The organism is Paenibacillus sp. NPDC058174 (assembly GCF_042883865.1).
Taxonomy (GTDB): Bacteria; Bacillota; Bacilli; order Paenibacillales; family Paenibacillaceae; genus Pristimantibacillus.
This window is the reverse complement of record NZ_JBHVUY010000002.1, coordinates 597,247-620,790: the sequence shown is the minus strand read 5'-3', so window position 1 is coordinate 620,790 and position 23,544 is coordinate 597,247. Positions and strand designations below refer to the sequence as shown.

General features: G+C 50.3%; 24 protein-coding genes. 8 read left to right on the top strand and 16 right to left on the bottom strand.

Going from position 1 to position 23,544, the window contains the following annotated elements; translation table 11 throughout:
• Window positions 1-159 precede the first annotated feature (159 nt).
• Window positions 160-1,311: a transglutaminase domain-containing protein gene (locus ACFVVF_RS14240; RefSeq protein WP_387810408.1), complete on the bottom strand. Its 1,152-nt coding sequence runs from the start codon at window positions 1,309-1,311 to the stop codon at window positions 160-162.
• Window positions 1,312-1,422: 111 nt separating this feature from the next.
• Here ACFVVF_RS14240 and ACFVVF_RS14235 point away from each other — a divergent pair, with 111 nt between their 5' ends.
• Window positions 1,423-1,560, top strand: coding sequence for a hypothetical protein (locus ACFVVF_RS14235; RefSeq protein ID WP_387810405.1), 138 nt, complete (start codon window positions 1,423-1,425; stop codon window positions 1,558-1,560).
• A gap of 24 nt (window positions 1,561-1,584) precedes the next feature.
• Here the strand turns inward: ACFVVF_RS14235 and ACFVVF_RS14230 are convergent, their stop codons facing one another.
• Window positions 1,585-2,013 carry a response regulator gene (locus ACFVVF_RS14230; RefSeq protein WP_387810402.1) on the bottom strand — a complete coding sequence of 143 codons (429 nt, stop codon included), beginning with the start codon at window positions 2,011-2,013 and terminating at the stop codon, window positions 1,585-1,587.
• A 137-nt stretch (window positions 2,014-2,150) separates the two neighbouring features.
• Here ACFVVF_RS14230 and ACFVVF_RS14225 point away from each other — a divergent pair, with 137 nt between their 5' ends.
• Both ACFVVF_RS14225 and ACFVVF_RS14220 read left to right on the top strand, forming a co-directional pair.
• Window positions 2,151-3,308 carry a response regulator gene (locus ACFVVF_RS14225; protein ID WP_387810399.1) on the top strand — a complete coding sequence of 386 codons (1,158 nt, stop codon included), beginning with the start codon at window positions 2,151-2,153 and terminating at the stop codon, window positions 3,306-3,308.
• Window positions 3,309-3,479: 171 nt separating this feature from the next.
• Window positions 3,480-4,478: an NHL repeat-containing protein gene (locus ACFVVF_RS14220; protein WP_387810396.1), complete on the top strand. Its 999-nt coding sequence runs from the start codon at window positions 3,480-3,482 to the stop codon at window positions 4,476-4,478.
• A gap of 70 nt (window positions 4,479-4,548) precedes the next feature.
• Here the strand turns inward: ACFVVF_RS14220 and ACFVVF_RS14215 are convergent, their stop codons facing one another.
• Window positions 4,549-7,647, bottom strand: coding sequence for a hybrid sensor histidine kinase/response regulator (locus tag ACFVVF_RS14215; RefSeq protein WP_387810393.1), 3,099 nt, complete (start codon window positions 7,645-7,647; stop codon window positions 4,549-4,551).
• A gap of 165 nt (window positions 7,648-7,812) precedes the next feature.
• Here ACFVVF_RS14215 and ACFVVF_RS14210 point away from each other — a divergent pair, with 165 nt between their 5' ends.
• Together ACFVVF_RS14210 and ACFVVF_RS14205 are read left to right on the top strand one after the other, a co-directional pair.
• Window positions 7,813-8,430: a TetR/AcrR family transcriptional regulator gene (locus ACFVVF_RS14210; RefSeq protein WP_387810390.1), complete on the top strand. Its 618-nt coding sequence runs from the start codon at window positions 7,813-7,815 to the stop codon at window positions 8,428-8,430.
• A gap of 31 nt (window positions 8,431-8,461) precedes the next feature.
• Window positions 8,462-9,733: an MFS transporter gene (locus ACFVVF_RS14205; protein WP_387810387.1), complete on the top strand. Its 1,272-nt coding sequence runs from the start codon at window positions 8,462-8,464 to the stop codon at window positions 9,731-9,733.
• 470 nt (window positions 9,734-10,203) lie between these two features.
• Here ACFVVF_RS14205 and ACFVVF_RS14200 read toward each other — a convergent pair whose 3' ends face one another.
• From ACFVVF_RS14200 to ACFVVF_RS14185, 4 genes are read right to left on the bottom strand one after another with little or no spacing between them, the layout of a single operon-like run.
• Window positions 10,204-11,127: an alpha/beta hydrolase gene (locus ACFVVF_RS14200; RefSeq protein WP_387810384.1), complete on the bottom strand. Its 924-nt coding sequence runs from the start codon at window positions 11,125-11,127 to the stop codon at window positions 10,204-10,206.
• An 18-nt stretch (window positions 11,128-11,145) separates the two neighbouring features.
• Window positions 11,146-11,784, bottom strand: a complete 639-nt coding sequence (locus ACFVVF_RS14195; RefSeq protein ID WP_387810381.1) for a bifunctional 4-hydroxy-2-oxoglutarate aldolase/2-dehydro-3-deoxy-phosphogluconate aldolase — start codon at window positions 11,782-11,784, stop codon at window positions 11,146-11,148.
• A gap of 25 nt (window positions 11,785-11,809) precedes the next feature.
• On the bottom strand, window positions 11,810-12,988 hold the full coding sequence (mutY, locus tag ACFVVF_RS14190) for an A/G-specific adenine glycosylase (RefSeq protein WP_387810378.1): 1,179 nt from the start codon (window positions 12,986-12,988) through the stop codon (window positions 11,810-11,812).
• Window positions 12,985-13,863 carry a helix-turn-helix transcriptional regulator gene (locus ACFVVF_RS14185; RefSeq protein ID WP_387810375.1) on the bottom strand — a complete coding sequence of 293 codons (879 nt, stop codon included), beginning with the start codon at window positions 13,861-13,863 and terminating at the stop codon, window positions 12,985-12,987. The genes mutY and ACFVVF_RS14185 overlap by 4 nt, the downstream gene beginning before the upstream one ends.
• 83 nt (window positions 13,864-13,946) lie before the next feature.
• Between ACFVVF_RS14185 and ACFVVF_RS14180 the strand changes: the two genes are divergently transcribed.
• Window positions 13,947-14,309 (top strand): c-type cytochrome, encoded by a 363-nt coding sequence (locus tag ACFVVF_RS14180; RefSeq protein ID WP_387810372.1) that lies wholly within the window; start codon window positions 13,947-13,949, stop codon window positions 14,307-14,309.
• Window positions 14,310-14,371: 62 nt separating this feature from the next.
• Here the strand turns inward: ACFVVF_RS14180 and acpS are convergent, their stop codons facing one another.
• From acpS to ACFVVF_RS14140, 8 genes are all read right to left on the bottom strand, one after another.
• Window positions 14,372-14,770, bottom strand: coding sequence for a holo-ACP synthase (acpS, locus tag ACFVVF_RS14175; RefSeq protein ID WP_387810369.1), 399 nt, complete (start codon window positions 14,768-14,770; stop codon window positions 14,372-14,374).
• A gap of 80 nt (window positions 14,771-14,850) precedes the next feature.
• Entirely contained in the window at window positions 14,851-15,582 is a 732-nt protein-coding gene (locus tag ACFVVF_RS14170; RefSeq protein WP_387810366.1) for an SDR family NAD(P)-dependent oxidoreductase, read from the bottom strand.
• Between the two features lie 23 nt (window positions 15,583-15,605).
• On the bottom strand, window positions 15,606-15,833 hold the full coding sequence (locus ACFVVF_RS14165) for a thioredoxin domain-containing protein (protein WP_387810363.1): 228 nt from the start codon (window positions 15,831-15,833) through the stop codon (window positions 15,606-15,608).
• 138 nt (window positions 15,834-15,971) lie between these two features.
• Window positions 15,972-16,781 carry an ammonia-dependent NAD(+) synthetase gene (gene nadE, locus ACFVVF_RS14160; RefSeq protein ID WP_387810360.1) on the bottom strand — a complete coding sequence of 270 codons (810 nt, stop codon included), beginning with the start codon at window positions 16,779-16,781 and terminating at the stop codon, window positions 15,972-15,974.
• Window positions 16,782-16,796: 15 nt separating this feature from the next.
• On the bottom strand, window positions 16,797-17,231 hold the full coding sequence (locus ACFVVF_RS14155) for a BrxA/BrxB family bacilliredoxin (protein ID WP_387810357.1): 435 nt from the start codon (window positions 17,229-17,231) through the stop codon (window positions 16,797-16,799).
• Window positions 17,232-17,405: 174 nt separating this feature from the next.
• Window positions 17,406-17,522, bottom strand: a complete 117-nt coding sequence (locus ACFVVF_RS14150; protein WP_387810354.1) for a spore protein — start codon at window positions 17,520-17,522, stop codon at window positions 17,406-17,408.
• A gap of 75 nt (window positions 17,523-17,597) precedes the next feature.
• Window positions 17,598-19,259 carry an ATP-binding protein gene (locus tag ACFVVF_RS14145; protein ID WP_387810351.1) on the bottom strand — a complete coding sequence of 554 codons (1,662 nt, stop codon included), beginning with the start codon at window positions 19,257-19,259 and terminating at the stop codon, window positions 17,598-17,600.
• Window positions 19,260-19,382: 123 nt separating this feature from the next.
• Window positions 19,383-20,222: an alpha/beta hydrolase gene (locus ACFVVF_RS14140; protein ID WP_387810348.1), complete on the bottom strand. Its 840-nt coding sequence runs from the start codon at window positions 20,220-20,222 to the stop codon at window positions 19,383-19,385.
• A gap of 159 nt (window positions 20,223-20,381) precedes the next feature.
• Between ACFVVF_RS14140 and ACFVVF_RS14135 the strand changes: the two genes are divergently transcribed.
• The gene (locus ACFVVF_RS14135) at window positions 20,382-21,665 is read left to right on the top strand and encodes a BaiN/RdsA family NAD(P)/FAD-dependent oxidoreductase (RefSeq protein ID WP_387810345.1); all 1,284 of its coding nucleotides are present in this window, start codon (window positions 20,382-20,384) and stop codon (window positions 21,663-21,665) included.
• A gap of 308 nt (window positions 21,666-21,973) precedes the next feature.
• Here ACFVVF_RS14135 and ACFVVF_RS14130 read toward each other — a convergent pair whose 3' ends face one another.
• On the bottom strand, window positions 21,974-22,369 hold the full coding sequence (locus ACFVVF_RS14130; protein ID WP_387811478.1) for a hypothetical protein: 396 nt from the start codon (window positions 22,367-22,369) through the stop codon (window positions 21,974-21,976).
• 215 nt (window positions 22,370-22,584) lie between these two features.
• On the opposite strand from ACFVVF_RS14130, the gene ACFVVF_RS14125 reads away from it, so the two are divergent.
• The gene (locus tag ACFVVF_RS14125) at window positions 22,585-23,478 is read left to right on the top strand and encodes a PAS domain-containing protein (protein WP_387810342.1); all 894 of its coding nucleotides are present in this window, start codon (window positions 22,585-22,587) and stop codon (window positions 23,476-23,478) included.
• Window positions 23,479-23,544: the final 66 nt, after the last annotated feature.

Below are 23,544 nucleotides of genomic sequence, written 5' to 3'. Positions count from 1 at the left end.
TTCGGGCGAATTCTCGCATCAAAATGCAAATATGCAGTTTGATCGGCCTAGAATGCCCTTAAAGAGTGAAATCGAGCGATTTCAACTGCACTTTTGCATTTTGAACGCTTTTTCCCGCCATATGAGGCTAATCAAAATGTACTTTTACATTTTGACCACTCAGTTACTATAACTCACCTCAACACTGACGAGCATCGAGCCGTCATTGCCGTACGGCTCATAGCTGGCGGAATACCCGACGGGGATGCCCGCTTCGAGGAATGCATCCTTCAGATCTTCCGACAATAGATCGCCGGGGATGTAACGGAACTGGAACTTGTCGTTTTTCACCGCAAGCTGCTTCGATACAGCCTGAGACAGCGCTTTACGATCAGCAATCGTCCGGCCGGCTTCAAGCCATCCTAGCCCTAAGTCCTCTTTCAACTGGACGAATGCCTTCGCTTCAGCCGCGTCCCCGCTTCCCAGCTTCTGCAGCTTTTCACTGTAGCTCGCTGTTGCAGCCGGATAGCTTTTGACCCAATCATGATCAGCCTTCATTTCTTTGTCTGTCTTCAAATAGTAGGTGTACCGGATCGGCTGCAGTCGCGAGGAAGCGCTTCCGGCTTGCTCCGTGCCTTGTACGACGGGATCATCCCACGTCAGATCGAGATGGTACCACTCGCCGTCCAACTGCACCATGTTCCAGGCATGATCGCCTGTTTTGACCGAACCTTCCGCTATCAATACGGGAATGCCGGCTTCCTTCAGCATTTTATAACCAAGCAGTGAATAGCCCTGACATACCGCCTTCCCTGTGGCTAAAGCCTCATAAGCGGTATAACGGGTTAAGGATTGATCGTAATCCAATCTGGTAACAATCCAGTCATGGATAACCTTCACCTTCTGGTGGTCATTCATAGAAGGCGTCAGCAATCCGGCCAGCGCTTGCTTGACTGTCTCGTCAACCTGCGCCGTCTGCTCCGGCGTCTCCCTGTATCTTGCCTCAATCTTTATCGTAGAACGGTCTCCCCAGCTGCGAATGGTATACAGATAGGAATCGAGAATATAAGCCGTATAGTCATCCTCGGCAAGAGAACTGCGAATCGTCGTCTGCAGCGTGTCGGAAAGCTGCTTTTTATCCCCTGCATATTGCAGTGTAAAATGCTCCGACCGGCTCTGGAATTGCTTCGCCATCGCAGACCCCAGCTGATCCATCGTCGAGCTTTGACCGGCATCGGCCAGAACCGAGAACAAATCCAGCTTTTTCTCCAAGCTGAACGCAATAATTACGACAAGCGTCAAGACAAGCAGCTTGCCTCCGTGTTTTCGCATGTGCCGCCCCCTTTCACCATTAACGATGGCAAACTGGAAAACATACTCTTCTTAATCTATTCTACCCGATTAATCAAGATGCTAACTAGTCTTCCCGCTCCGCAAGAGAGAATGTCCAGATGGCGGCAGCCGCTGCTGCAAGCTTCCATAATCCTTCACTTTGAAATGCACATTGCATTTGATATTCGCTTTGGCGAACAACTGAAAGGCGCCAACCCGCAGGTTGACGCCTTTGTTTCTCGCTTTTGATCTGACAGCTAGCTGCAGTCCGGTCTAATCCAAACTGTTCAAAAAGGCAGCCAGCTTGGATTCCACCACCTTGGCCTGCCGCTGCTCTAACTGCGCCAGCTGCTCCAGCGTTTCTTGCACCGCTCTGCTCAGTGATTCGGCTTCAAGCGGTTTGACTAGAAACTGCTTCACTCCAAGCCGAATGGCCCGCAGCACTGTGTTCGTATCATTATCTGTGCTGATCATAAGGATGTGTGCGTGAGGATAATAATATAAAATTTTACGCAGAACAGCCATTCCGTCTAAGCCGGGAATGTCCAGTATAATTAAATCCGGCTTTGTCCGTTCGTATTCTCTATATGCTTCTTCTCCGTCGGCAGCTTCGCCAACGATCAGGTGATTGTCATGCTCCAGCAGGTTTCTCAGCATCATCCGGGTTTCAATCGAGTGATCGGCAATTACAATGTTCGCCATAGCTTCAGCCTCCACGCCTTCGTTCATTTTTCCTAGTATACAAAAAGTCAATGAACCATTTCTGGACAAAAGCAGGATTAAAATGCAATTATGAATAAATAAACTATCCCTTCATGGAAGGAGCTTCCTTCAGACAAATGAAAGCCCTATTAATTGATGATGAGAAAGCAGCGTTGATCCAGATGGAACGATTAATCAAGGACGACGGACGGATCGAAGTAACTGGGGCCTATACGACAGTTAGAGAAAGCCTGGAGCATTTGCGCACGTCCAAAACCGACTTCGTCTTCCTCGATATCGGCATGCCTGAAATGAGCGGCTTGACTGCCGCTGAATATATTTTGCAGACAGATCCTGACATCCGCATTATCTTTGTCACGGCCTTCTCCGAACATGCCATTGAGGCCTTCGAGCTTAATGCGCTCGATTATTTGCTAAAGCCGGTCAGCTCGGCCCGCTTCTCCAAAACAGTCAACCGCATGATCGAGCTGTCGAATTATAAAAGGCAGCTGCCAGAGCCGGTTGCCCGGATCGAGAATGAGCCAGCAATCGTCTGCTTTCGCCGGCTGGAGCTTCGCACCGGCAAAACGCCGAGCTCCAAGCTGAAGTGGCGGACCTCTAAAGCACAAGAGCTGTTCGCCTATCTGCTGCATCTGAAGGAGCAATGGATCAGCAAGGAACAATTGCTGGATTGCTTGTGGCCCGACTATGCTCCCGATAAAGGGATGACCCACTTGCATACTTCTATCTATCAAATTCGCAAGCTGCTGCGGGAGTGGAGTGAAGAGGCCGTCATTGATTTCTCGCAAGATTGCTACCGGCTGTCGCTTACAAGCGAAGACGCCTTTACGGATGTCGAGCTGTTCGAGAGGGCTATTGCAGAAACCAGTGCGCCCGTTGGCGATTCTGCCTTTTTGGCAGCCGCACACCCCCATTATGACAGCATATTGCGTCTCTATACCGGCCATTATCTGGAGGAAAATGATTATTGGTGGGCCAAGCCGCGGCAGGAGCAGCTGCGGCGGCAATACATGGAGTTTGTACTCGCAATTGCCAGACAGGAAACAAGCGCAGGCCGCGAGACGCATGCGATAACCCGGCTATTGTCCGCCCAGCAAAGGGATCCCTACTCGGAAGAAATTTGCCGTCATCTGTTAGAGGCTAGCGCCAAACTGAATGATGCGGAAGCGGTACAGCGCCATTACCGGTCATTCGTCAATCTGCTGAACAAGGAGCTTGGCACAGAGCCTGATCAGGAAACGACAGCTCTCTATCAAGCACTCATACAAAATTAGATTTGTCCTAACAAAAAGTCCGGCAGTGCGAGGTCTGATCCCGCTGCCGGACTTTTTATTAGGCGAAAAAACGTTGAATGATGTCGAAATTGCTCAGAATTGGTTCAGCGTTGTTGTATACGATAGATTCGTTTCTGTTTAACAACGACGAGTAGGAGTGGGTTACTTGGCATGAAAAGAATAACAGCTGTACTATTGATCGTGTTCATGCTCACCGGAGCATTTCCGCTGTCCGGCGCTTTAGCGGCACCTGATCCGTCGACAACTGCAGGCGGCGAATTCAATAGCGTACAACTCACCGGCGCGAGAGCTATCACTTACCATGACGGCTATATCTACGCAGCACAAAGAGACAATCCAGGCGGCATTTACCGGGCAGACATCCATACCGGGATTGTGACTAAAGTGCTGGAGTTAAACAGGACGATGTCCGTCGCTCTCAATCAAGCGGGAGATTTATTCTATACAGTCGATGATAACAACGCGGTTATCAAAAAAATCGCTAAAAGCGATCTGGCCAGCCTGCCGCTCTCTTCCTCCGCCGCAGCTGCTGTAAGCACAAATTATTACGCAACCAACTTAAGCTACGTTTATGGAATCAGCTTTGATGCAGCGGACAATTTATATTTTACCGACTATGCCAGTAAAGGCATTTATAAGCTCACGCCAGGACAAGGCCAAGCCACTAAACTTATAGATCAGTTCAGCACGCCTTTATACGGCTTAAGCGTTGATCCTAACGGTATGATTTACATCGTTGGCGAGAATGATCTGCACCTCTACACAGTAAAACCAGACGGCAGTCAGATCACGAGGAAGAGCAGCTCGCCGATTTCTTCGCTGAACTCAATTGCTTTTTTACCGAATGGCAAAGCCTACTTTTCTCGCGGCAACAACATCGTGGCGGCCCCAGAATACAATGAGGGCTTAGCCCCAGACACCAAAAAGCCTGTTATGTCACTAAACGGCTCTATGGAACGATTGGTAAAGTACGGAGCCGAAACTGCAGATCCCGGCGCAGCCGTCACCGATAATGCGGATACGGAATTTATGACCGACGTCACGCCTATCAAAGACGGCAGCTCTGTAACCGGCATTAACACGACAGTACCAAGCACCTTTTACAGCCTTCACAATGCGGAAAATGCGGTCGGGAGCATCGCAGCATAATAGCGGCATAACTCAGTGGCTCACAGGGAGAACGGGAGATGCTTCTTCCCGTCCAATCGCGCAGCCGCTTTTAATGCCTATGTGTCTTGGGAATCCCGAAGCTGACTGTCGTCCCCTTCATCGGCTGGCTGTCCACATGCAATTCCTCGCCATACAGCATACGCAGCCGGCGATTAATATTTTTAAGCCCAACCCTTCCCCCATCCGATAGAGCACGGGACAGCCGTTCCGCGTCTACCCCTACCCCGTCGTCGGCAACCTCAATGTTAATGATGCTTTCCGTCTGGCGAACCTTTATTGTAACTGTACCGCCACGTTCTTTTTTCATAACGCCATGATTAATCGCATTCTCCACTAGCGGCTGAATGCATAACGGAGGTATCCGTGTATGCATATCTCCCTCCAGATCCAGCTCTACCTTCAGCCTCTCATCGAATCTCGCCTTTTCAAGCGTCAAGTAAGATTGGACCAGCTCCAGCTCCTTATCCAAGGAAATCAGACGGTCGCGATTGCGGAAGTCGAAGCTGCTGCGCAAATACTGGCTTAGCTCGATCAGCAAATCCATTGCTTTATAAGGCTCCGTCGGACAAAAGGCAATAATCGTGTTCAATGCATTGTATAAAAAATGAGGCTTGATCTGTGCCTGCAAGAATGCGAGCTCGGACTGCACCGCTATCCGAACCGATTGGCGCAGCTCCAGCAGCGTCCGGACTCTCGCTTTCAGCTCTCCAGCGTCTACCGGCTTGCTTAAATAATCGTTGATTCCCGCTTCAAAGCCTGTGCGGATATCATCCGGCCGGCTTCTTGCAGTCAGCAGCAGGACGGGAAGCTCTGACAGCATAAACCGCTCGCGAATAGCGCGGGACAGCTCCAGCCCCGACATGCCCGGCATCATCCAATCGGTAATGACCAGATCATAAGTCTGAGCGCCCGCCAGAGACGCCAGCGCCTCCTCCGCACCGCTTACCGCCGTCACCTCATATTGCTCCAATGTGAGCAAGTTAATGAGCACCTGCAAATTGACCGGATCATCATCGACGACCAGCACCCGGAACCCTTCATGGCTCCGGCTTCGAATAGAGTGATCCGATTCGTCATTATTATGGGTAAGTCCAGCTTGCTGCGGTATGGCCCCTAGAGCAGTCTCAGCCGCCTGCTGCAACATTTCGGCATGCGCCGGAGCAGGCAGCGCTGACAGCTTCGCAACCGGCAAGGTGAAAGTAAAGCTGGAGCCATGACCAAGCACTGACTCTACCTTGATCCGCCCTCCGTTCAACTCGATCAGCTTCTTCGTAATGCTGAGTCCAAGTCCCGTTCCCGCATATTCGCGATGAGCAGCGGAGCCCCCTTGATCAAACGCGTTAAATATCGACTCCAGACGATCAGCCGCAATGCCGATCCCGGTATCCTCAACCGTTATCGTAATGAAGCCGCCCGCTTCCCGGGCTGAAAGCGTAATTTGCCCCTTGTTTGTGAACTTTGCAGCATTACCCAGCAGGTTGTACAAAATTTGTCTCAGCCGGTCCTCATCCGTATCTAGAAGAGACAACGGCTCCGGCCAATGCTGAACGATCACGATCTCCTTTTTTTTCAGCAAATAAGGAATGACCTCCAGTACGGATTGAGCAACGGAAGGCAAATGTACTGCACGTCTCTGCAGCTCAATCTCGCCGTTCTTCAGCTTGGAGAAGTCCAGAATGTCATTGATCAACAGGGACAGCTGTTTGCCCGTCGTAACGATCATGGCCAAATTGTCCTTATGCTTCTGGCTTCCGACAGCTCCGGCAGCCCCCTCCAGCATCGATTGGGCGATATTGATCATGCCATGCAGCGGTGTCCGCAATTCATGCGACGTATTGGCCATAAATTCATCCTTTAACCCGTCCAGAGTCATCAGCCTGCTTGACAGCTCTTCAACTGCACGGATAGAGCCTGTAAAGCGCTGGGCAAGCAACAGGGCTTGCGCGACAACGAATACGAGCATTTCGTACGGAATAAGCACTTGATCGTTATAAATGCCAAGCACCTGCAGCACGCTGACGACAATAACGGCCACCACGCTTTGCATGCTCATAAGCATGAATAGGGCGTCCGCTTTGCTGCCCCGCATTCCTCTGATCATTACATACATCAAAAACAGCAGCATTAAAAAGCCGGCGCCAATCAGCTCTAGCTCCCATACGGACAAAATCATCGTAGGAAGGAATATGCCGCACGTCATCAGCAGAGCAGCCAGCGAATGGAAGAACAGCATCGCCTTCTTATGTACAGCTCTAGGATTAAGCGCAGCGGCAGCCAGAAGCAGAAAATAGTAGCTGAGTGTTGAAGAGATAAACTGCAGCTTCATCAATAGCACATAGGAAAAAGAAGGAATGAGCAACGCAAGCAGTTTCTCTCCATGCGTTAGAATGTAGAGCAGAACGACAAGGCAGTAAAGCCCCAAATACAGCATGCCCCGCTCCTGCCGCCTGAGCTTGTACAGAATTAGAAAATAAGCAGCCGGTATTAAAAAACCGGTAATCATAATGGCTTCCTTAAACACGGCATGATCTCTTATGTTTAGTATGGAAGCCTGATCCCCGAAGGTAATGGGATAAATCATCCCTCCACTGGAATACATCGTATTCGACACCTGGACCAAAATATCGGCCGTCCCCCCTGTTAGCGGGAAAAACCGGGTGTAGGGCACGTTCCCCTGCTTGCTCTCTCTCTCAATTACAGAAGGTGATCCGCTGGCTCCGATTTCTTGGCCGTTTACGAATATGCGGTTGGCCATCCGAATGTTCGAAGTCCGAAGGCCGTATATGCCGGCCTGATCCTCGCTTAATTTGATTTTGAGACGATAAGTCGCGTATCCGGTTGCCCGGTCAACCCCCTCGACTTCCTGCAAATAGCCGTTCCATTTGTCCGGCACCTGGATCATGGTCTGCGCAGCAGACCCGGCTTCCACATTGTCTGGCGTAAGCAGCTGGTTCCAATAGAAGGCCCACTCGCCTTTCAGCTCGACACTGCCTTCCTGCTCGAAGCTCCAATGGCTTAAATCCAGCAAGCCTTCCTTCGCTTCAACCTTCGAATTGGCGCCGGTCATCGCAAATTGAACCAGCAAATAGCCTGGCAAGCTAACCGCGAGCAGCATAACCGCTATTTTAATCATCCAGCTTTTGTTCATCTTCACTAGCTCCCGCAATGCAAAATATCATCCTATCTTGTCATATTGTATCCCAGCCCTATTGGCTGTGGTAGATTTTTCTTTTCGCTATTGTAAAATGAACCGCATGTCATTATAATTTAAAATGACACACGGTTCATTTTACAGAAAAAGGAGGAGATCATCGTGTCGCCCCGTATTTCCAAACAGCAAAAAGAGCAGCGAAGACAAGAAATTTTACAAGCTGCCAAACGGGTTTTTGTTCAAAAAGGCTATGAGCCTGCTACCTTGAAGGATATCGTGGAAGAAACCGGCATGAGCCGGGGATGGATTTATTTATATTTTCAGACCAAGGAAGAAATATTCGAAGCGCTGCTTCAGCAGTCGGACTCGGATTATGAACGGTATTTGGAAGAGCTTATGGCCCGCCATGCTTCCATATGGGATGTCTTATTGGAGGTCTACTCGCCGCAGCAGATGGAGCCGCTTATTTCCGTTACAGACAGCTTCCTTCCCCCTTTCTACGAATATTTTCTGACGGGATGGCGTGATGCTGCACGAAGAGAAATTTTGACTACTCGGTTTGAGAACGGTATTGAAAGGCTGGCAAAATTGCTGCAGCTGGGCATTGACCGCGGCGAGTTTACCCCTGTTTTGCCTGTGAATGCCATCGTTCGGTTAATCGCTTCCTTTCAGGAAGGCATTATGATGCATGCAATTGCAGTTGGTACGGAAATCGCCGATACGAAGCTTCAACTAAGTGAGATGCTCAAGTATTTAAAACAGCTGCTGCAAGTCCGCTAATGAAATGATACATAGAGGAGGAAATCCGAATATGATTGCGCTATTTCGCAACCCTACCTTTTCGAAGCTGTTTGCAGCAAATTTCCTGTCCCAGTTAGGTACCGTCGTTGGAAACATGGCTTTCGCTTATTACTTAGTGGACCGGTTCAGTACACGCCCCTCCTTAGCGACGATGGCAGAGCTGATGTATTCTTTGCCTACTCTGGCTGTGTTCTGGATTGTGGGCGTGATCGCGGATTTGATCAACCGGAAATGGATTGCTGTCAATAGTGATTGGATTCGCGCAGGGCTGACACTGCTGCTCCTCTTGTTTGTACACTATGATGTCATCTTCATGTGCTTCCTCATCCTGTTCCTGCGCAGCGCAGTGTCGAAATTTTTCGGCCCTGCCGAGATGGGGCTTCTGCAAGGCAGTATCAGAACGGAGCAATACGTTCAGGCGTCAGGGCTCAACCAGATGATTACAGGCGTGTTCCTGCTGTTTGGCATGAGCCTCGGGGGAATGGCTTACTATTATTTAGGAATCGAAGGCGCAATTATCGTCGACTGCTTAAGCTTTATTCTTTCTGGCATTCTATTGTCTCTCTGCCAGTTTCCGGAGACAGCGCTAATGCCAAACGGAAAGAAACGGCTCCGTGATTTGCGGTTCGCGATGGTGATCAAAGATTTTCGGCAAGGGCTGGATTATATCATCAAGTTCAAGCTGCTCCTCATGCTCGTCTCCGGCTTTCTTTTCTTCGGCATCATCAACGGCGTTTTTTCCGTACTCCCCATCTTTACAATGAAATATAAGCTTAGCCCGGACAACTACATCGTTCATTCCTCGCTCATTACGATTTTTCTGGGCATCGGTTTTTTAATCGGCAGCATCATCGGGCCTTTATTTATCAAGCGGTTCTCACGGGCCAACGTTCTGATCGCCGGACTGTTTATGTCCAGTATCATCATTATCACGCTTGGTTCTACGAACGGGATCTGGTTCTACCTGCCGATCGTGCTGCTCGCTGGCATAACGATTGCTCCAGTCAATATAGCGCTCGGAAGCTGGATGCCCGAGCTCGTTACGCCGCAGAACATCGGGAAAGTCAATGCGCTGATCGAGCCGGTCATGATGCTCGGCCATTCCCTGGCGCTTGGTTTTGTCGCACTCGCCTTCCCTGCTTTCATCACGATCACCTGGCTCCATTATATTCTCGGCCTGTGCACGATCGTCGTCAGCACTACCTATTTGATTGGTTTACCTCCATTGCTGCGGGTAAGAGTGACGGCAGCCGATGAAACGGCAAACAGGCCTTCATCGTAATGAATGACGGCCTGTGCAAATTAAAAATGGAGGGCGCTCTTGTAAGCCCCTCCATTTTTCGAACAAAATAATTAGTCCTTTTTCTGAGTCAGCTCAATGATCTTTAATAGAAGCGTGAGCAATGCAACAATTTCCAGAAAGCTCATGCTATCTCCTCCGATCCTGATAAGATGACTCTTCATCCGGACCCGCCTCTCCCATGAGGAGTATTCTGTTCGGTATAGTTTATTCAGGCTCATTAGCGTTTAGAATACAAGCCTGCCTGATTTACCTACGAGGATGCAAATCGCTGTACCGGAATCACTCTCAATTGAAAGCGCTGCAAAGTTTGTAATCCAATTGTAACATTCCACTCAGCTTGGCTTCATCTTGCGCTTCTATAATAGACACATGACCCCCCTTTATTATATATTCTCTCTTGCGCCTGCGGCTTCGTGCTGCAGGCACCTTTGTTTGTATAGGGTCATTTGTCATTTCATAGAGCGCTCAATGAAAGGCAGCACATGCTCCCAAAACTTCGGATCCTGCTCTGAAGCGCTGTGTCCATCAGATTGAACGAACAGCGTATCAATTGTGCCCGGAGCGAGCGTATCCTTCAGCTTCTGCAAATCCTGGGCGGGAATAAAGCTGTCGCCTAACGAGTGAACCATATAGACTGGCGTTTTATGTAAAGCCGCCGCTTCAGATGCCCCGGCATATTGCCGCAATATATCGGGGACATTAGCCTCCCGCACGACGGCACGGGGAATTTTGGCGCGAAGCAGCCATATCGCAGGAATGAAATAACCCAGCGGGAAGAACGGCAGTCCCTTAGCCTTGAGCTGCGACCGGACCATTGTATCGAAATGAACCGGCATGGAATCCGTTACGACAGCTCGAACCTTCATCCCTTGCGCAAGCGATAACACGGCACCAAATCCGCCCAATGAATGGCCTAGCACCACGATCCGGTCCCTATCGATCCCAGGAAGCGTGCTTACAGCTTGTACAGCTGCAAGCACATCATCGCGGAACATAAGAGCCGACGGCGCTTTAATGTCTTCGCTGTCGCCATGGCTTCGCGCATCGTATAAGAAAACACCATAGCCCGCTTCATACAGGGGCTTCGCATACCGCAGCACCCTCGAACGGTTCGAGCCCCAGCCGTGAGCAACGATGACTACCGGCAGCGGACGATCCGCATCGGCAGAAGGCAGACGAATCAGCCAGCCGGCCAGCTTCGAACCCGCGCTTTCAAAAGCAACATCGTCCACGATCAGCCGGGAATCCACAATTCCCGTCACCTCTTTGCGCTTCGGGCTCTGACTCCGAGCCCCGACCCGCCATATCCCTGCCGCTGCTGCGCCCGCCAGCGCTATTGCTACTCCAGCGCCGATAATTGCCGCTCCCGCCATCGCTCGCGCCCTTCTTTCTTACAGGTCCCGAACGGCATCGACAAACTGCCGCGCCCGCTCCGTCACCTGATCAAATTTCCCTTCGCGAATCCATTCCAGGTTCACTAACTTACTGCCTAAGCCTACAGCGTTGGCGCCTGCCTTGAAATATTCAGCGAGATTGCTGAGGTCTGCTCCGCCCGTCGCCATCATCGGAATCTGATCAAGCGGCCCGCGAATTTCGCTTAAGTATTTTGTGCCCAGTGTCCCCATTGGGAAAATCTTTACCGCATCTGCGCCTGCCTTCCAAGCCTTCACAATTTCCGTTGGCGTCATTACGCCCGGCCATACCGACAGACCGCGCTCACGGCCGTAAGCCACAACTGCTTCATCTAAATTCGGCGTAATCAAATATTGTGCACCGGCGTCTACGGCGATCTTCGCCATCTCCAAGTCAAGCACGGTTCCCGCGCCGATGAATGCTTTGCCGTCGAATAGAGTACGCCAGCGCTCAATCATGACGCTTGCTCCCGGCGTATTCATCGTAATCTCCATTAAACGGATACCGCCGTCAATTAGCGCTTGTCCGGCTGCATCTGCATGCCGGTCCTCAATGCCGCGAAGAATCGCGACGATTTTATGCTCCAGCAGTTGCTCCAGCATACTTCCCGTTGTCATTACGCTCCCCCGCTTCCTTCACTCTTTAATCCCAATATTCTCGCAAAATACGTAAAAATAAATTTGGAAAAGCGAGTGTCTCCATATCCTCCGGCCCAATCCAGCGGTATGGCTGCTGTACGGCCTCTGAAGAAGCTTCGCCGACTGCCTCATAAGCTGCTGCCGATTCTGCCGCCAGACTGTAATCTTCTGCACCGAGATCAGCGAGATAAAAACGCATCGTCCAATGTATATGGCTAAATACATGCTCTGCATCCATAAACCATTTGCGGGGACGGATCAGCAGTCCAGTTTCCGCTTCTACTGCTTTCGTCAGCAGCTCGCCGGCAGCTGCCTGCTCACTTGCAGCAGCTCCGTCAATAGCGAGCAGATAGGTTTGCTCTTTGGACAGCAGCAAATGCGGCAGCTCCCACATTTGCGCCAGCAGTCCGGTTTCCGGCCGTTGACGAACCAGCACCTTGCCCGTGTTCGCTCCCGATCCGGAGATAATCGCCGCAACACGATGCTCAGGACGCGGCGGCTTGGCCTTCGTCTTGATAGGGAGCTCATGCTCTTTGCCCGCAATACGTCCGGCACAGTGTTCCATCACCGGACACAGCAAGCAGCTAGGCGACTTTGGCGTACATACGAGCGCCCCCAGCTCCATCAGCCCTTGATTGAAATCGCCAGCTGCCCCTTCCGGAATAAGCGAAACGGCCAGTTTCTCGATGCCAATACGCGTCTTGGGCTTGGCGATGTCTTCCTCCAGGCAGAAATAACGGGACAACACCCGCATGACATTGCCGTCCACAGCCGGCTCAGGACGGTTAAAGGCGATGCTCATTATCGCTCCGCTCGTGTAGGGACCGACACCCTTAAGTCCGGCAACTGACGTTTTATCATCCGGCACCTCGCCGCCGTACAGCTCCATCACCATTCGAGCGCCTGCTTGCAGGTTTCGGGCACGAGAATAATAGCCGAGCCCTTCCCAGCATTTCAGCACTTCGGGTTCGGGCGCTTCAGCCAGCGCGCGGATCGTCGGGAAACGGTCCATAAATCGCTCATAATACGGAATAACCGTGTCTACCCGGGTTTGCTGGAGCATAATTTCCGATACCCAAATGCGGTAAGGATCACGGTTCGCCCGCCATGGGAGCGTTCGCTTGTTCGCCCGGTACCAGGACAACAGCTCCCTGCTGAAATGCTGCTCTGCTACGCTACTCATCGTCCTTCACTTCCTTTTGCAGTTAAATCCTTAATCTGAGCTTTCTTGTGATTTTGCATAATCCGGCGGTATTGCATCGGAGTAATTCCGGTCCGCCGCTTGAACAGCCTCGACAAATAATGATTGAGCATTCCCGCTCGAATAGCTACATCGGCGATGGGCATCGTCGTATCGGCCAGCAGCTGCTTGGCTAAACTCAGCCTCTGCTCCGTTACATATTGAATAGGCGAGCAGCCCATCAGACTTCGGAATGCCGTAATGAAATAATTGGGATGCAAGTAGGCTACCTTCGCTAATTCCTCAATCTGAATGTTGCGGTGCAAATTCTCGTCGATATAGCCGAGAACCTCCTGCCACTTTTTCGTATCAGGGGCGATCTTAATGGAATCGAATACATTTATGCTCTCATCTAAAAAGCAGGCGACCAGTTCCAGCAGCGCAGCATGCATAACCAGCTGCTTGGACAAGGTCAAAGAGGCTTGCGACACAACCATTTTCCGAAACAAGTCAATAACATGCTGTTCATCCGGGACATCAATACTAAGCGGCAGCTGCATCCGGTAAGCGGGAAGCTGATCCTGGTTCGTTAAGCGGAAATGGCACCAGGACGCGTTCAAAGCTCCTTTTCCCGTATTGACGATCGATTGCTCGACTTCCGGCCACAGCAAATAAAGCTTTCCCGGATGCAGCGTATGGGTCTGACCGTCAATGACCAAGCGGGCACTGCCTTTCTCGATATAACATAGGCGAAAAAAATTATGCTGGGACCGTTTGTCCGACCATCTCGCCGCAAATGCGGATTGCCCGGCCATGATGACCTCAGCATGGTATTGCGTAAATTGATGCTGCAAAATTCGTACATTTGTAGGTTTCATTGTTGCTCCTGTATAATCTTATTAAACCATATTCTATTATATAGACTCGTCGTTAAAAATCATATGGAAAAGGTGAGCATACGGTGAATTTCAATAAAATATTCAAATATGTATCAATTATGGCTGTCATTTCCTTAGCGGCCGTTTTAGCAGGTTGCGGAGGCCCAAGCGGCAGCAGCACAGCTCCCAAGACTCATATGGATGCCACCGGCGATACCGCAGCCGTATACAAAGCCAATTGCGTCAGCTGTCACGGCTCCGACCTGCAAGGAAGAATTGGCGAAGCGACTAATTTGCAGAAGGTCGGCGCAAGAATGAATGAAACCGATATTCGCAAGCAAATTGAAGAGGGCTCGCCGAATAACGGCACGATGAAGGGGTATAAGGATCGGCTGACGGATGAACAAATCGCCGGATTGGCGGCATGGCTGGCAGCGAAAAAATAAATGAAAAAGCCGATAAGGACGCGCTCACAACCGCAAAGCGCTGACGTTATCGGCTTTTTATTTTATTCCATGGCCCGCTCCGCGATGGCAACAGCCGAAGCAATCGAGCGATCATGTGTGATGGTAACATGGAGACGCATCTGCCCCGGGTCAAGCGCCAGTCTGGACCATGCGGCCGCTGAGAGCTCACATACCGGCTTGCCAAGCTCATCCCGCAAAATATCGATATCTGTAAAGCCGACCCTTTCGCCGATTCCGCAGCCGAGCGCCTTAACGACAGCTTCTTTGGCAGCAAAGCGGCCCGAGACAAACTGAATCAGCCGATTGCCTGTATAAGAAGCAGATAATACTCTCTCTCGTTCCGTCAAAATCCGCTCCATGAACCGGCCGCCGATTTTCTTCTCCAGCAATGCAGCAATCCGTCCCATATCGGTCACATCATGCCCGATTCCGACGATCATTTTCCCACTCCGTTCTTATATGAAGCCGACATTAACAGATTAAAGCCTTGAAGTCAAAAACATGGACTGCTAATCCCCAACTACCACGGGATAACTTGTCCCTCCGGATCGATGAGTGCAAGCTCTTCGCCATTCCATTCGTCGCCAAGGCGGCGCTGAGCCAGCTTCAATATAGCGGCAGCCGATTGCTCCGGTGTATATTTTCCAGAGTTGTCGAGCTCGCCCTGCATATAGCTTTGTACATGACCCGGATGCAGAAGAAGCACTCTGCCCCCTTTGTCCTTCAAGCCTCTATGTACAAGCATGGATTGCATGTTAAGCGCGGACTTGGACATCGCATAGCCGAACCAGCCCGTCCGCCAGCAATTGGCGACACTCCCTGCTTCGGAGGAAATGTTGACGATCAGCTTGCCCTCGCTCCGTAAAATTTGGGGCAGAAAACCATTCGTCACCCGAAGCGCGCCAAGTGAATTAACATTGAAAGCTTGAAGCATTTCATCAAAGTTCAGCTCATCGCCGATCGACGTCTGAATATCTCCCAGAATAGCTGCATTATTAATGACCATATCCAGCTTATTTGTCCATTCGCTTACTTGCCGGACAGCGGCGGCTACCGATTGGTCATCCCCTACATTAAGCTCTACGATCCGTAATTGATCCGGGTATCGGGATTGAAGCTCCTCAAGTCCCTTCCATTGCGTCAAGTATTTCCCCGCTATAACTTGCCAGCCCTTGTCCAGAAGCTGTGCAGCGAGCGCGAGACCCACTCCCCGGTCCGCTCCAGTTATCAATGCCGTATGCTGCTCAGTCATTTGCTGCTCCTCCTTGATTCACCTTATACTTTATGATTAATAATATGTTTGATTTCAGGCGTTCGGCCTTCGGAAACTTCTTGTCCCGCTTTCAACTGCTTGACCTCTCTCCTTAACATCTTCAACTCATCCGTCAGCATATCCAGCTTTTCTGAGGTGCGGGAATCATCGATAGCCGAACGAATAACAAGTCTAAGCACGGCAAAACCGATAACCCACATCGCAAATGCCATTATCGCATAAATCGCCATTGCCGTCTCTCCTTCCGGTATTTGGCTTCATTCCTTTCCCCTTGTTTTCGACAAAAAGCGCCTCTTTTCCTCCGCACATAAAAAAAAGAAGCTATCGCCGAAAGGTCATTGGATGACCTTCCAGGACAGCTCCTTCCCTTAAATACCTGGAATCGGAGAACGTTTATGCTCCGTCTTCAAGTATTGCTTCTCCAGCTTTTCCTTCGCTTCCGCACCGATGTCCTTGCCTTCGAGGTAAGCGCTGTTCTCGTCATACAGAATGCCGAGCTCAGCTTCATCGGTTTGCCCGTCCCAAAGCCCGGCTGTCGGCGCTTTGTCGAGTACGCTTTGCGGAACACCCAGCTCGGCTGCCAGTTGGCGAACCTGTCGTTTGTTAAGTGTGCTGAGCGGTGTAATATCGACTGCGCCGTCACCCCACTTCGTATAGAAGCCGGTAATGGCCTCCGAAGCGTGGTCGGTTCCGACAACGAGCAGGTTAAGATCAAACGCAAGCGCGTATTGAACGACCATACGGGTTCTTGCCTTTACGTTGCCCTTGCCGCCGCGGCTCAAATGACGAGGCATGCCTAATTTCTTGAAGCCATGCTCGACTTCGATTGCAATCTCATCAACAGCTTCGCCGATATTCGTCTCCACGCGGTGCTTCAGATTGAATGCCTCAGCAACCGCGTAGCTGTCATGAATATCAGTCTGCTCGCTATAAGGCTGGAACACGCCCAGCGTCATATATTCACGGCCCGATTCCTCCGACAATTCATCGGTCGCAATCTTGCAGAGTCCCGCAGCAACCGCGCTGTCGATGCCTCCGCTAATCGCGATCAGCAAGCCGGCAGTTCCCGACTGCTTGACGTATTGCTTCAGAAAATCGACCCGGCGGCGAATTTCCGCCTGCGGATCAATCTCGGGCTTTACGCCCAGCCGTTCTATAATTTCTTGTTGTAAGCTCATAGGGTCCTCCTATTATTACTTGCAGAATCGGTCGAATGCGTCAGTCAGATCAGCAGCGATATCATCTGCGGAACGGTTCTCGATTTGGTGGCGCTCAATAAAGTGAACAAGCTCTCCGTCTTTCATCAATGCGATGGAAGGGGAGGACGGCGGATACGGTGCGAAATATTCGCGCGCTTTAGCCGTAGCTTCTTTATCTTGACCAGCAAATACGGTATACAATTGATCAGGCGTCACAGCATGCTGCAGCGCTTCAGCAACGCCAGGACGGCATTGGCCTGCTGCGCATCCGCAGACAGAGTTCACAACGATAAGCGTTGTGCCTTTAGCGTTAGGAATCGCTTCCTCTACTTCCTCCGGCGTACGCAGTTCTTGAATGCCGATACGAGTCAAATCATCACGCATCGGTTGTACCATATCTAACATATATCTCTCAAAAGACATCGACATATGAACACACTCCTTTAATTACATAAATTTAGTTACTATTATACCCCCCCTTGTGACAAGTGTAAACGGCTGACGCCATTTCCGAAAATAAAGCAACCGGAGCAGCTCGGCCCCGGTTGTTTGTTACGATTCTTGTTCCTCAGCGCCAGCAATCGAATCTCCGGTACGACCCTGTTAGGTCGAAGGGCGATTAGGCCCGTCCAGCTTTTTATCAAAACCGGCCGATTCCGGCGCGACGTTCTCTCTGCCTTTATTCCGGGCAGCTTTTTTATTTTCCTTATCTTTAGCCATCGTTGACATCCCTCCTGGATCATGTAAAGTTTCGCCAACGATAGTATGTACATTCCTTCTTGCCAATATGTCGCTCTAAGCGCTCCGGTTAAAAGAGACGATAAAGGTCGTGCCTTCGCCTTCCTTCGATTCCACCTCGATTTTGCCGTTATGGCGTTCAGCTATGCTGAGACAAAGCGGCAGACCCAGTCCGGTTCCCCGGGTTTTCGTCGTATAGAACGGCTCAAACAGATGCTGCATCTGCTCCTGCGGAATGCCGACCCCATGGTCTTGGATACGGAGCTCGATCCGCTCCTCTTCCTGTACATAATCAGTCTTCATCCTCAGCACGCCTTTATCACCCATCGCTTCCATTCCGTTTCGCGCCAAATTGAGCAGCAATTGCTTGATCTCTTTGTTGTTCAGCATCAACGGCGGTATGTATTCGCAAAGCTCCAACTCAATCGACTGTCCCCGCATATTCGCATCGGCATCCAGAAGCGGCGCCATCTCGCTGATGATTTCGTGAAGCGAGCTCATCTCCATGGCCAATGCGCGATTTTGTGCCAAGGATAGAAAGTCGCTAATAATGGCGTTAGCCCGGTCGAGCTCCTCCATAATGATGCGAAAATAATGCTGCTGCTCGCCCGGCATACGCTCCTTCATCAGCTGTACAAAGCCGCGTATGACGGCCATAGGGTTGCGGATCTCATGGGTAATGCTGGCTGCCATCTGCCCTACGAGACTAAGCCGTTCCATCCTGCCCACTTCATTGCGCAGCAAGTTCAGTTCCGTCACATCTTGTGCAATTAGCGCAGCGCCTGTTATTGCACCGCTTGTCAGATTGCGGATGCTAAAAGCAGTCTTTACGAGCATCCGGCCATCCTCCATAAGCGGTTCAAGGCTCGTTTTCGTCCCCTTCAATGCCTCTTGCAGCAATTGAATGTCATTGGCCTGATGGTCGGCATGCAGGAAAGCAGAATAATATTTGCCGACGATTTCTTTGCGATCGGAAATGTTGGCTCTCTTGTGAAACAGGCGATAGCCCGTCTCGTTGATATGTGTAATCCGGCCGTGGTGATTAACAATAATAGCACCGAAAGTCGTCTCATCAATGAATTGCTGCAGCTTCTCAACCTCTCTCCGGTGGTTGACTGACACCCTGTGCACTTCGTATTGCAGCTGCTGGTTCTCCTTCAAGCTCTCAATCACGAATATAGAAATCCATATCGAAGCAAGTGAACCGATGATCGACAATGCGATGGAGAGCACGACTTGGTTGGACCAGGCGATATGATGCTCAAAGCTGTGATAAGCGATGGTGATGATGAAATAGAGCAAAATAATCGTCATCAAAAACATGACGATACGCTGCTTTTTATGACGCGGAGACCGCTGAAACGGTTTATAAAGAAACAGCATAATGGGAATATATGCCGCCATGAAAGCTATAAAGAAGATCACTTCCGTTGTTGATCCCAAAGTGGGGATCCGGAATATGGTGTAGACGGCAGACAGTCCGAGCACAGCATAAGGCCCGCCATACAGACTGCCGATGAGGTACGGTATCATTCTGAAGTTCATTTCATACTCATTGAACTTGAAGCTGACCAGCATGCACAATATGACCGATACGCCGCTGAACAGGCTCAAAAAGGCGGGGACTCCGTTCCAGCCCTTTCCACGGTTGCTCCAGAGCTGAAACGCAAATACAGGCAATAATGAAATAAGAAATTGGACCAGCATCTCTTTCAACACGGACGATCAGTCTCCTCTAATCGCATTCCGGATAGATTGCCGCAGCTTCGACGTTTGGCAGGTATTATAACATTGATTATTGTTCTGTAGTCCGATTAAAACATAAACGACATCTTTTTACAATTAGCGTTTCAACCATTCTATAATAGAGTCAATCACAAGCTCGGCATCGATGTCATTATGGAGCTCATGAAAGCCTCCGTCCCAGCTAATAAAGCGACAGCGGTCTCCCAGCTTTTCCGCCGCCGCGGCGCTAGCCGCATAAGAGGTTACTTGATCCGCACTTCCATGCAGCAGCAGCAGCGGTATATTCAGCTCTTGTATGTGAGCTAGCGCCCACTCTCCGGCAGCCTGAATTTCAAGAAATGTCTTTACTGTAATTCGTGTATGATTCAAAGGGTCACCTTCAATCGGCGAGACATGCGGATATCCCGGCCGGTAGAGCTGCTCAGGCTTTAGTCCGGTTGATTGCGGAAGCCCCGGGGCGACACGGGCGATAATACGGCCTGCCCAAAGCTGTACTGCAGGCGGAGAGAAAGCAAGACGCAGCCATGGACTTGTAGCGATGACGCCCTGTATGTCCGGCTTCAAACGGAGAGCTGCGTTCAAGATGACATTTCCGCCCATGCTGTGCCCGTACAAATAGCGGGGCAAGCCGGGATAACGCTCCGAAGCTGCATCCAGCAGCTTGCCGACATAACTGACTGTGGTCTCTATGGACGGCATATACCCTCTGCTCCCGGCCGTACGTCCATGCCCTTGCTGATCCATAGCGAGCACTGCAAAGCCTTCCGCCGTTAATCTGGCGGCAACATGCGCATACCTGTCACCATGCTCTCCCATGCCGTGGAGCAAGCAGACAACACCTCGTTCTGCGGGCGGCTGCTCTTTTTCCGGCTTCCACTCCCGCACGAACAGCTTTACGCCTTCTAATCCGGCGAGTTCCCATTCTAGACGCTTCATTCTTTTCACACCCTTCGGTTGTTCTTCGACCGTTCATTTGATACTCTCTTTTTATTATAAACTGCTTTTGCAAACGCTACCACAGAAAGGTTATTTACAAAACTTTATTCAAACAATGTTACAATAGACAGCAGTGAAGAAAGAAAGGCTGATTGAACAATGTATGATGTAATCATAATTGGCGGAGGTCCCTCTGGACTAATGGCCGCCGTAGCTGCAAGCGCTGAAGGAGCGCGCACTCTGCTCATCGATAAAGGAGACAAGCTCGGCCGCAAGCTCGGGATTTCGGGCGGCGGACGCTGCAACGTTACGAACATCAAGGATATGGACGAGTTAATTCGCCATATTCCTGGCAACGGCAAATTTTTGTTCAGCGCGCTGAATCAATTCGGCAACCGCGATATCATCGCCTTTTTCGAAGGAATGGGTATCGCTTTGAAAGAAGAAGACAACGGCCGTATGTTCCCGGTATCCGATAAAGCGAAGACCGTTGTCGACGCCCTTGTTCGCAAGGTTCGGGATCAAGGTGTCGAGATCCGAATCAATATGCCGGTCAAAGAAGTACTCTATGAAGACGGGACGGTCCAAGGAATACGGCTCGCATCCGGCGACAAAATTGCGGCAAAGTCTGTTATTGTCGCAACAGGCGGCAAATCCGTTCCTCATACCGGTTCTACAGGCGACGGATATCCGTGGGCGAAGAAAGCCGGGCATACGATAACAGATCTGTTCCCGACTGAAGTACCGCTAACCTCCAAAGAGCACTGGATTCATAACCGTGTCCTGCAGGGGCTGTCGCTCCGTGACGTGACGCTTTCGGTATGGAATGCAAAGGGCAAAAAGCTCATTTCGCATGACGGCGATATGATTTTTACCCACTTTGGACTCTCCGGCCCCGCAGCGCTGCGCTGCAGCCAGTTCGTCGTAAAGGAATTGAAGAAAAATGCAGGCAGCGATGACAAAGCAAAGTCGACGGTACTCGTTACGATCGATCTGATGCCTGGACGCTCGGAGTCTGAAGTATATGAGGAGACGCTTAGCCTTGCTCGTCAGGAGCCGAAAAAAGCGGTCAAAAATGTGCTGCGCACATACGTTCAAGAACGGCTTCTGGAGCTGCTCTTGCAGCAATGCGGCATCAACGGCGACATTACGTTTGACAACATTCCGAAAGGGCCATGGCTGGAGCTGGCGAAGCGGATAAAAAACTTCCCCGTTGCCGTCAACGGCACGTTGTCTATCGAGGAAGCGTTCGTCACCGGCGGCGGCGTGCACTTGAAAGAGATTCATCCGCAAACGATGCAGTCCAAGCTGGCGGAAGGCCTCTACTTCTGCGGCGAGGTGCTCGATATCCACGGCTATACCGGCGGCTATAACATTACCGCAGCCTTCTCGACCGGCTACAACGCCGGGAAGAGCGCCGCTGCAGCAGCGGTTAACGCGTAAATCATTAGTTAGTTGTCTAGTCACATTCAGCCCGCTGCCACCAAGGCACACCCCTTCGACTGAGCAAAACCAAAAAGCTCCATCAAAATGCAAAAGTGCATTTTGATGGAGCTTTTTTAGGTGAAACAAGCCTTCAAAATGTAAACATACATTTTGATCACCAATAAAACCGTCAATTTCACCTGAATCATCGATTTCAAATGCATATTTGCATTTTGAAGCCCGTTATTGGTTGTTTTGAGTCAAACAAAATGCACTTTTGCATTTTGTGCAGACGAAGCGCGGGGCTTGTCACATCTCCCCTCCTGCTATCCGCTAAAACGGTTATAGCTGCCGTCATCGGGCTTGAACTCGTCACGGTATTCGTCGGCGTCATCATTCCAGTTGTGCAAACCCTCGTCTAATTCATCCTGCATATTCAGATCCTCGTTGACAACATGCGCCGGAATCGTAATCGCATCCAGCGAATACGCCGTATTCGTTATGGCTTCTGAACGGATTGACGCCTGCTCTACCAGCCTCCCGCCATGGGCCTGCGCAATTTCCAGCGCAGACGTCAGATCCACTCCATCCACATGAATATGTACCCGATTGCCTTCATGAAGCATTGGCTCATAGCCCAGCTCCTGAAGCGTATCGCAAGCTACCGAGGCGCTTGCAGCATCGGCAAAATCAAATAAAATAGCTGAGCTCACCGCATTCATCTCCTGTTTTTTGAACGTTATATTTGCCAATCTATGGCTCGCTTCTAGTTTGTCCTAATTTCGGTCATATCTATTATGCGATTTTGTATTGTCATTTCACTATTTTCTAATATAATTTAAAGTAATGAATTAATGTCAGATTTACTAACTCAAATAGTGATAAAACATATCATATACTTTTTTAGACCAATAAACGCCAAGGTGGTGCCATCTAGATGTACAACATTTTTGATATGCTGGACGACCCCATGATGATCGTAGAATTCGAACACAGCCGTTGGTACGTTCGTGATGTTAATGAAGCTTTCACCTTACTGAGCGGATATAAGAACAACGAGCTCACCGATATTGATCCGGACAGTCTGTTGAAGGACGGCCTCCCCTTCCATCATCTCATGACGCAGTTAACCGCAGAGGAAGGCGATTCTTCCTTCGAATGGGAGCTGATTGCACGCCTTACTGCGCCGATTCCAGTAAAACTGACATGCCGAAAGCTGCAGGAGGATAATTTGACCGGCTATATCGTCAGCTGCAAAGATTTGTCCGAGCTGAATTGGATAGACGATTTTGCCCAAGAGAATCAGATTGTAATGACTTTGAGCGTATCCGAACAGTATCGGATTATGGATGCCAAGCGCTACTATACGCCGCTCAAGCAGCGGACCTCTAGTCTGGTCAATCAGTTAATGTTCGATTTTGTAACGGAGGATAGCGTCAAGCCGCTGCGCCGTGTAATGGAAAATGCCCGCAAGAACGGCTCTGAGGAGCAAATGGAGCTGCGAATGTCCATCAGCGATAAATCTTATCTGGCTTCAGCGCTCATAAAACCTTTCTATTACGGCAACAAAACCTTTCGGAGTTTCTCAATCATCATTACAGAGCTGAATCTGCATGCTCAGGATGAAGATTCGTCCTACAAGCTTCGCATGCTCATGCTTAACAAAAATATTTCCGCCACTTCGCTAGCCCAATCCACGCTGATCTCGCTGACGACCATCTCTAAAATCCGCAACGGCAAAATCAAAAAGCCTCAGCGTCTAACAGCGGAATTAATTGCCGGAGAGCTGGGTGTTAAGCCCGAATCGATCTGGAGCAGCTTCAAACGCTAGCTTGGGCCGAGCAATCTACAGCCTAAGGCTGCTTCACAGCATTACTCGCGAATCATTCTAGTTCTT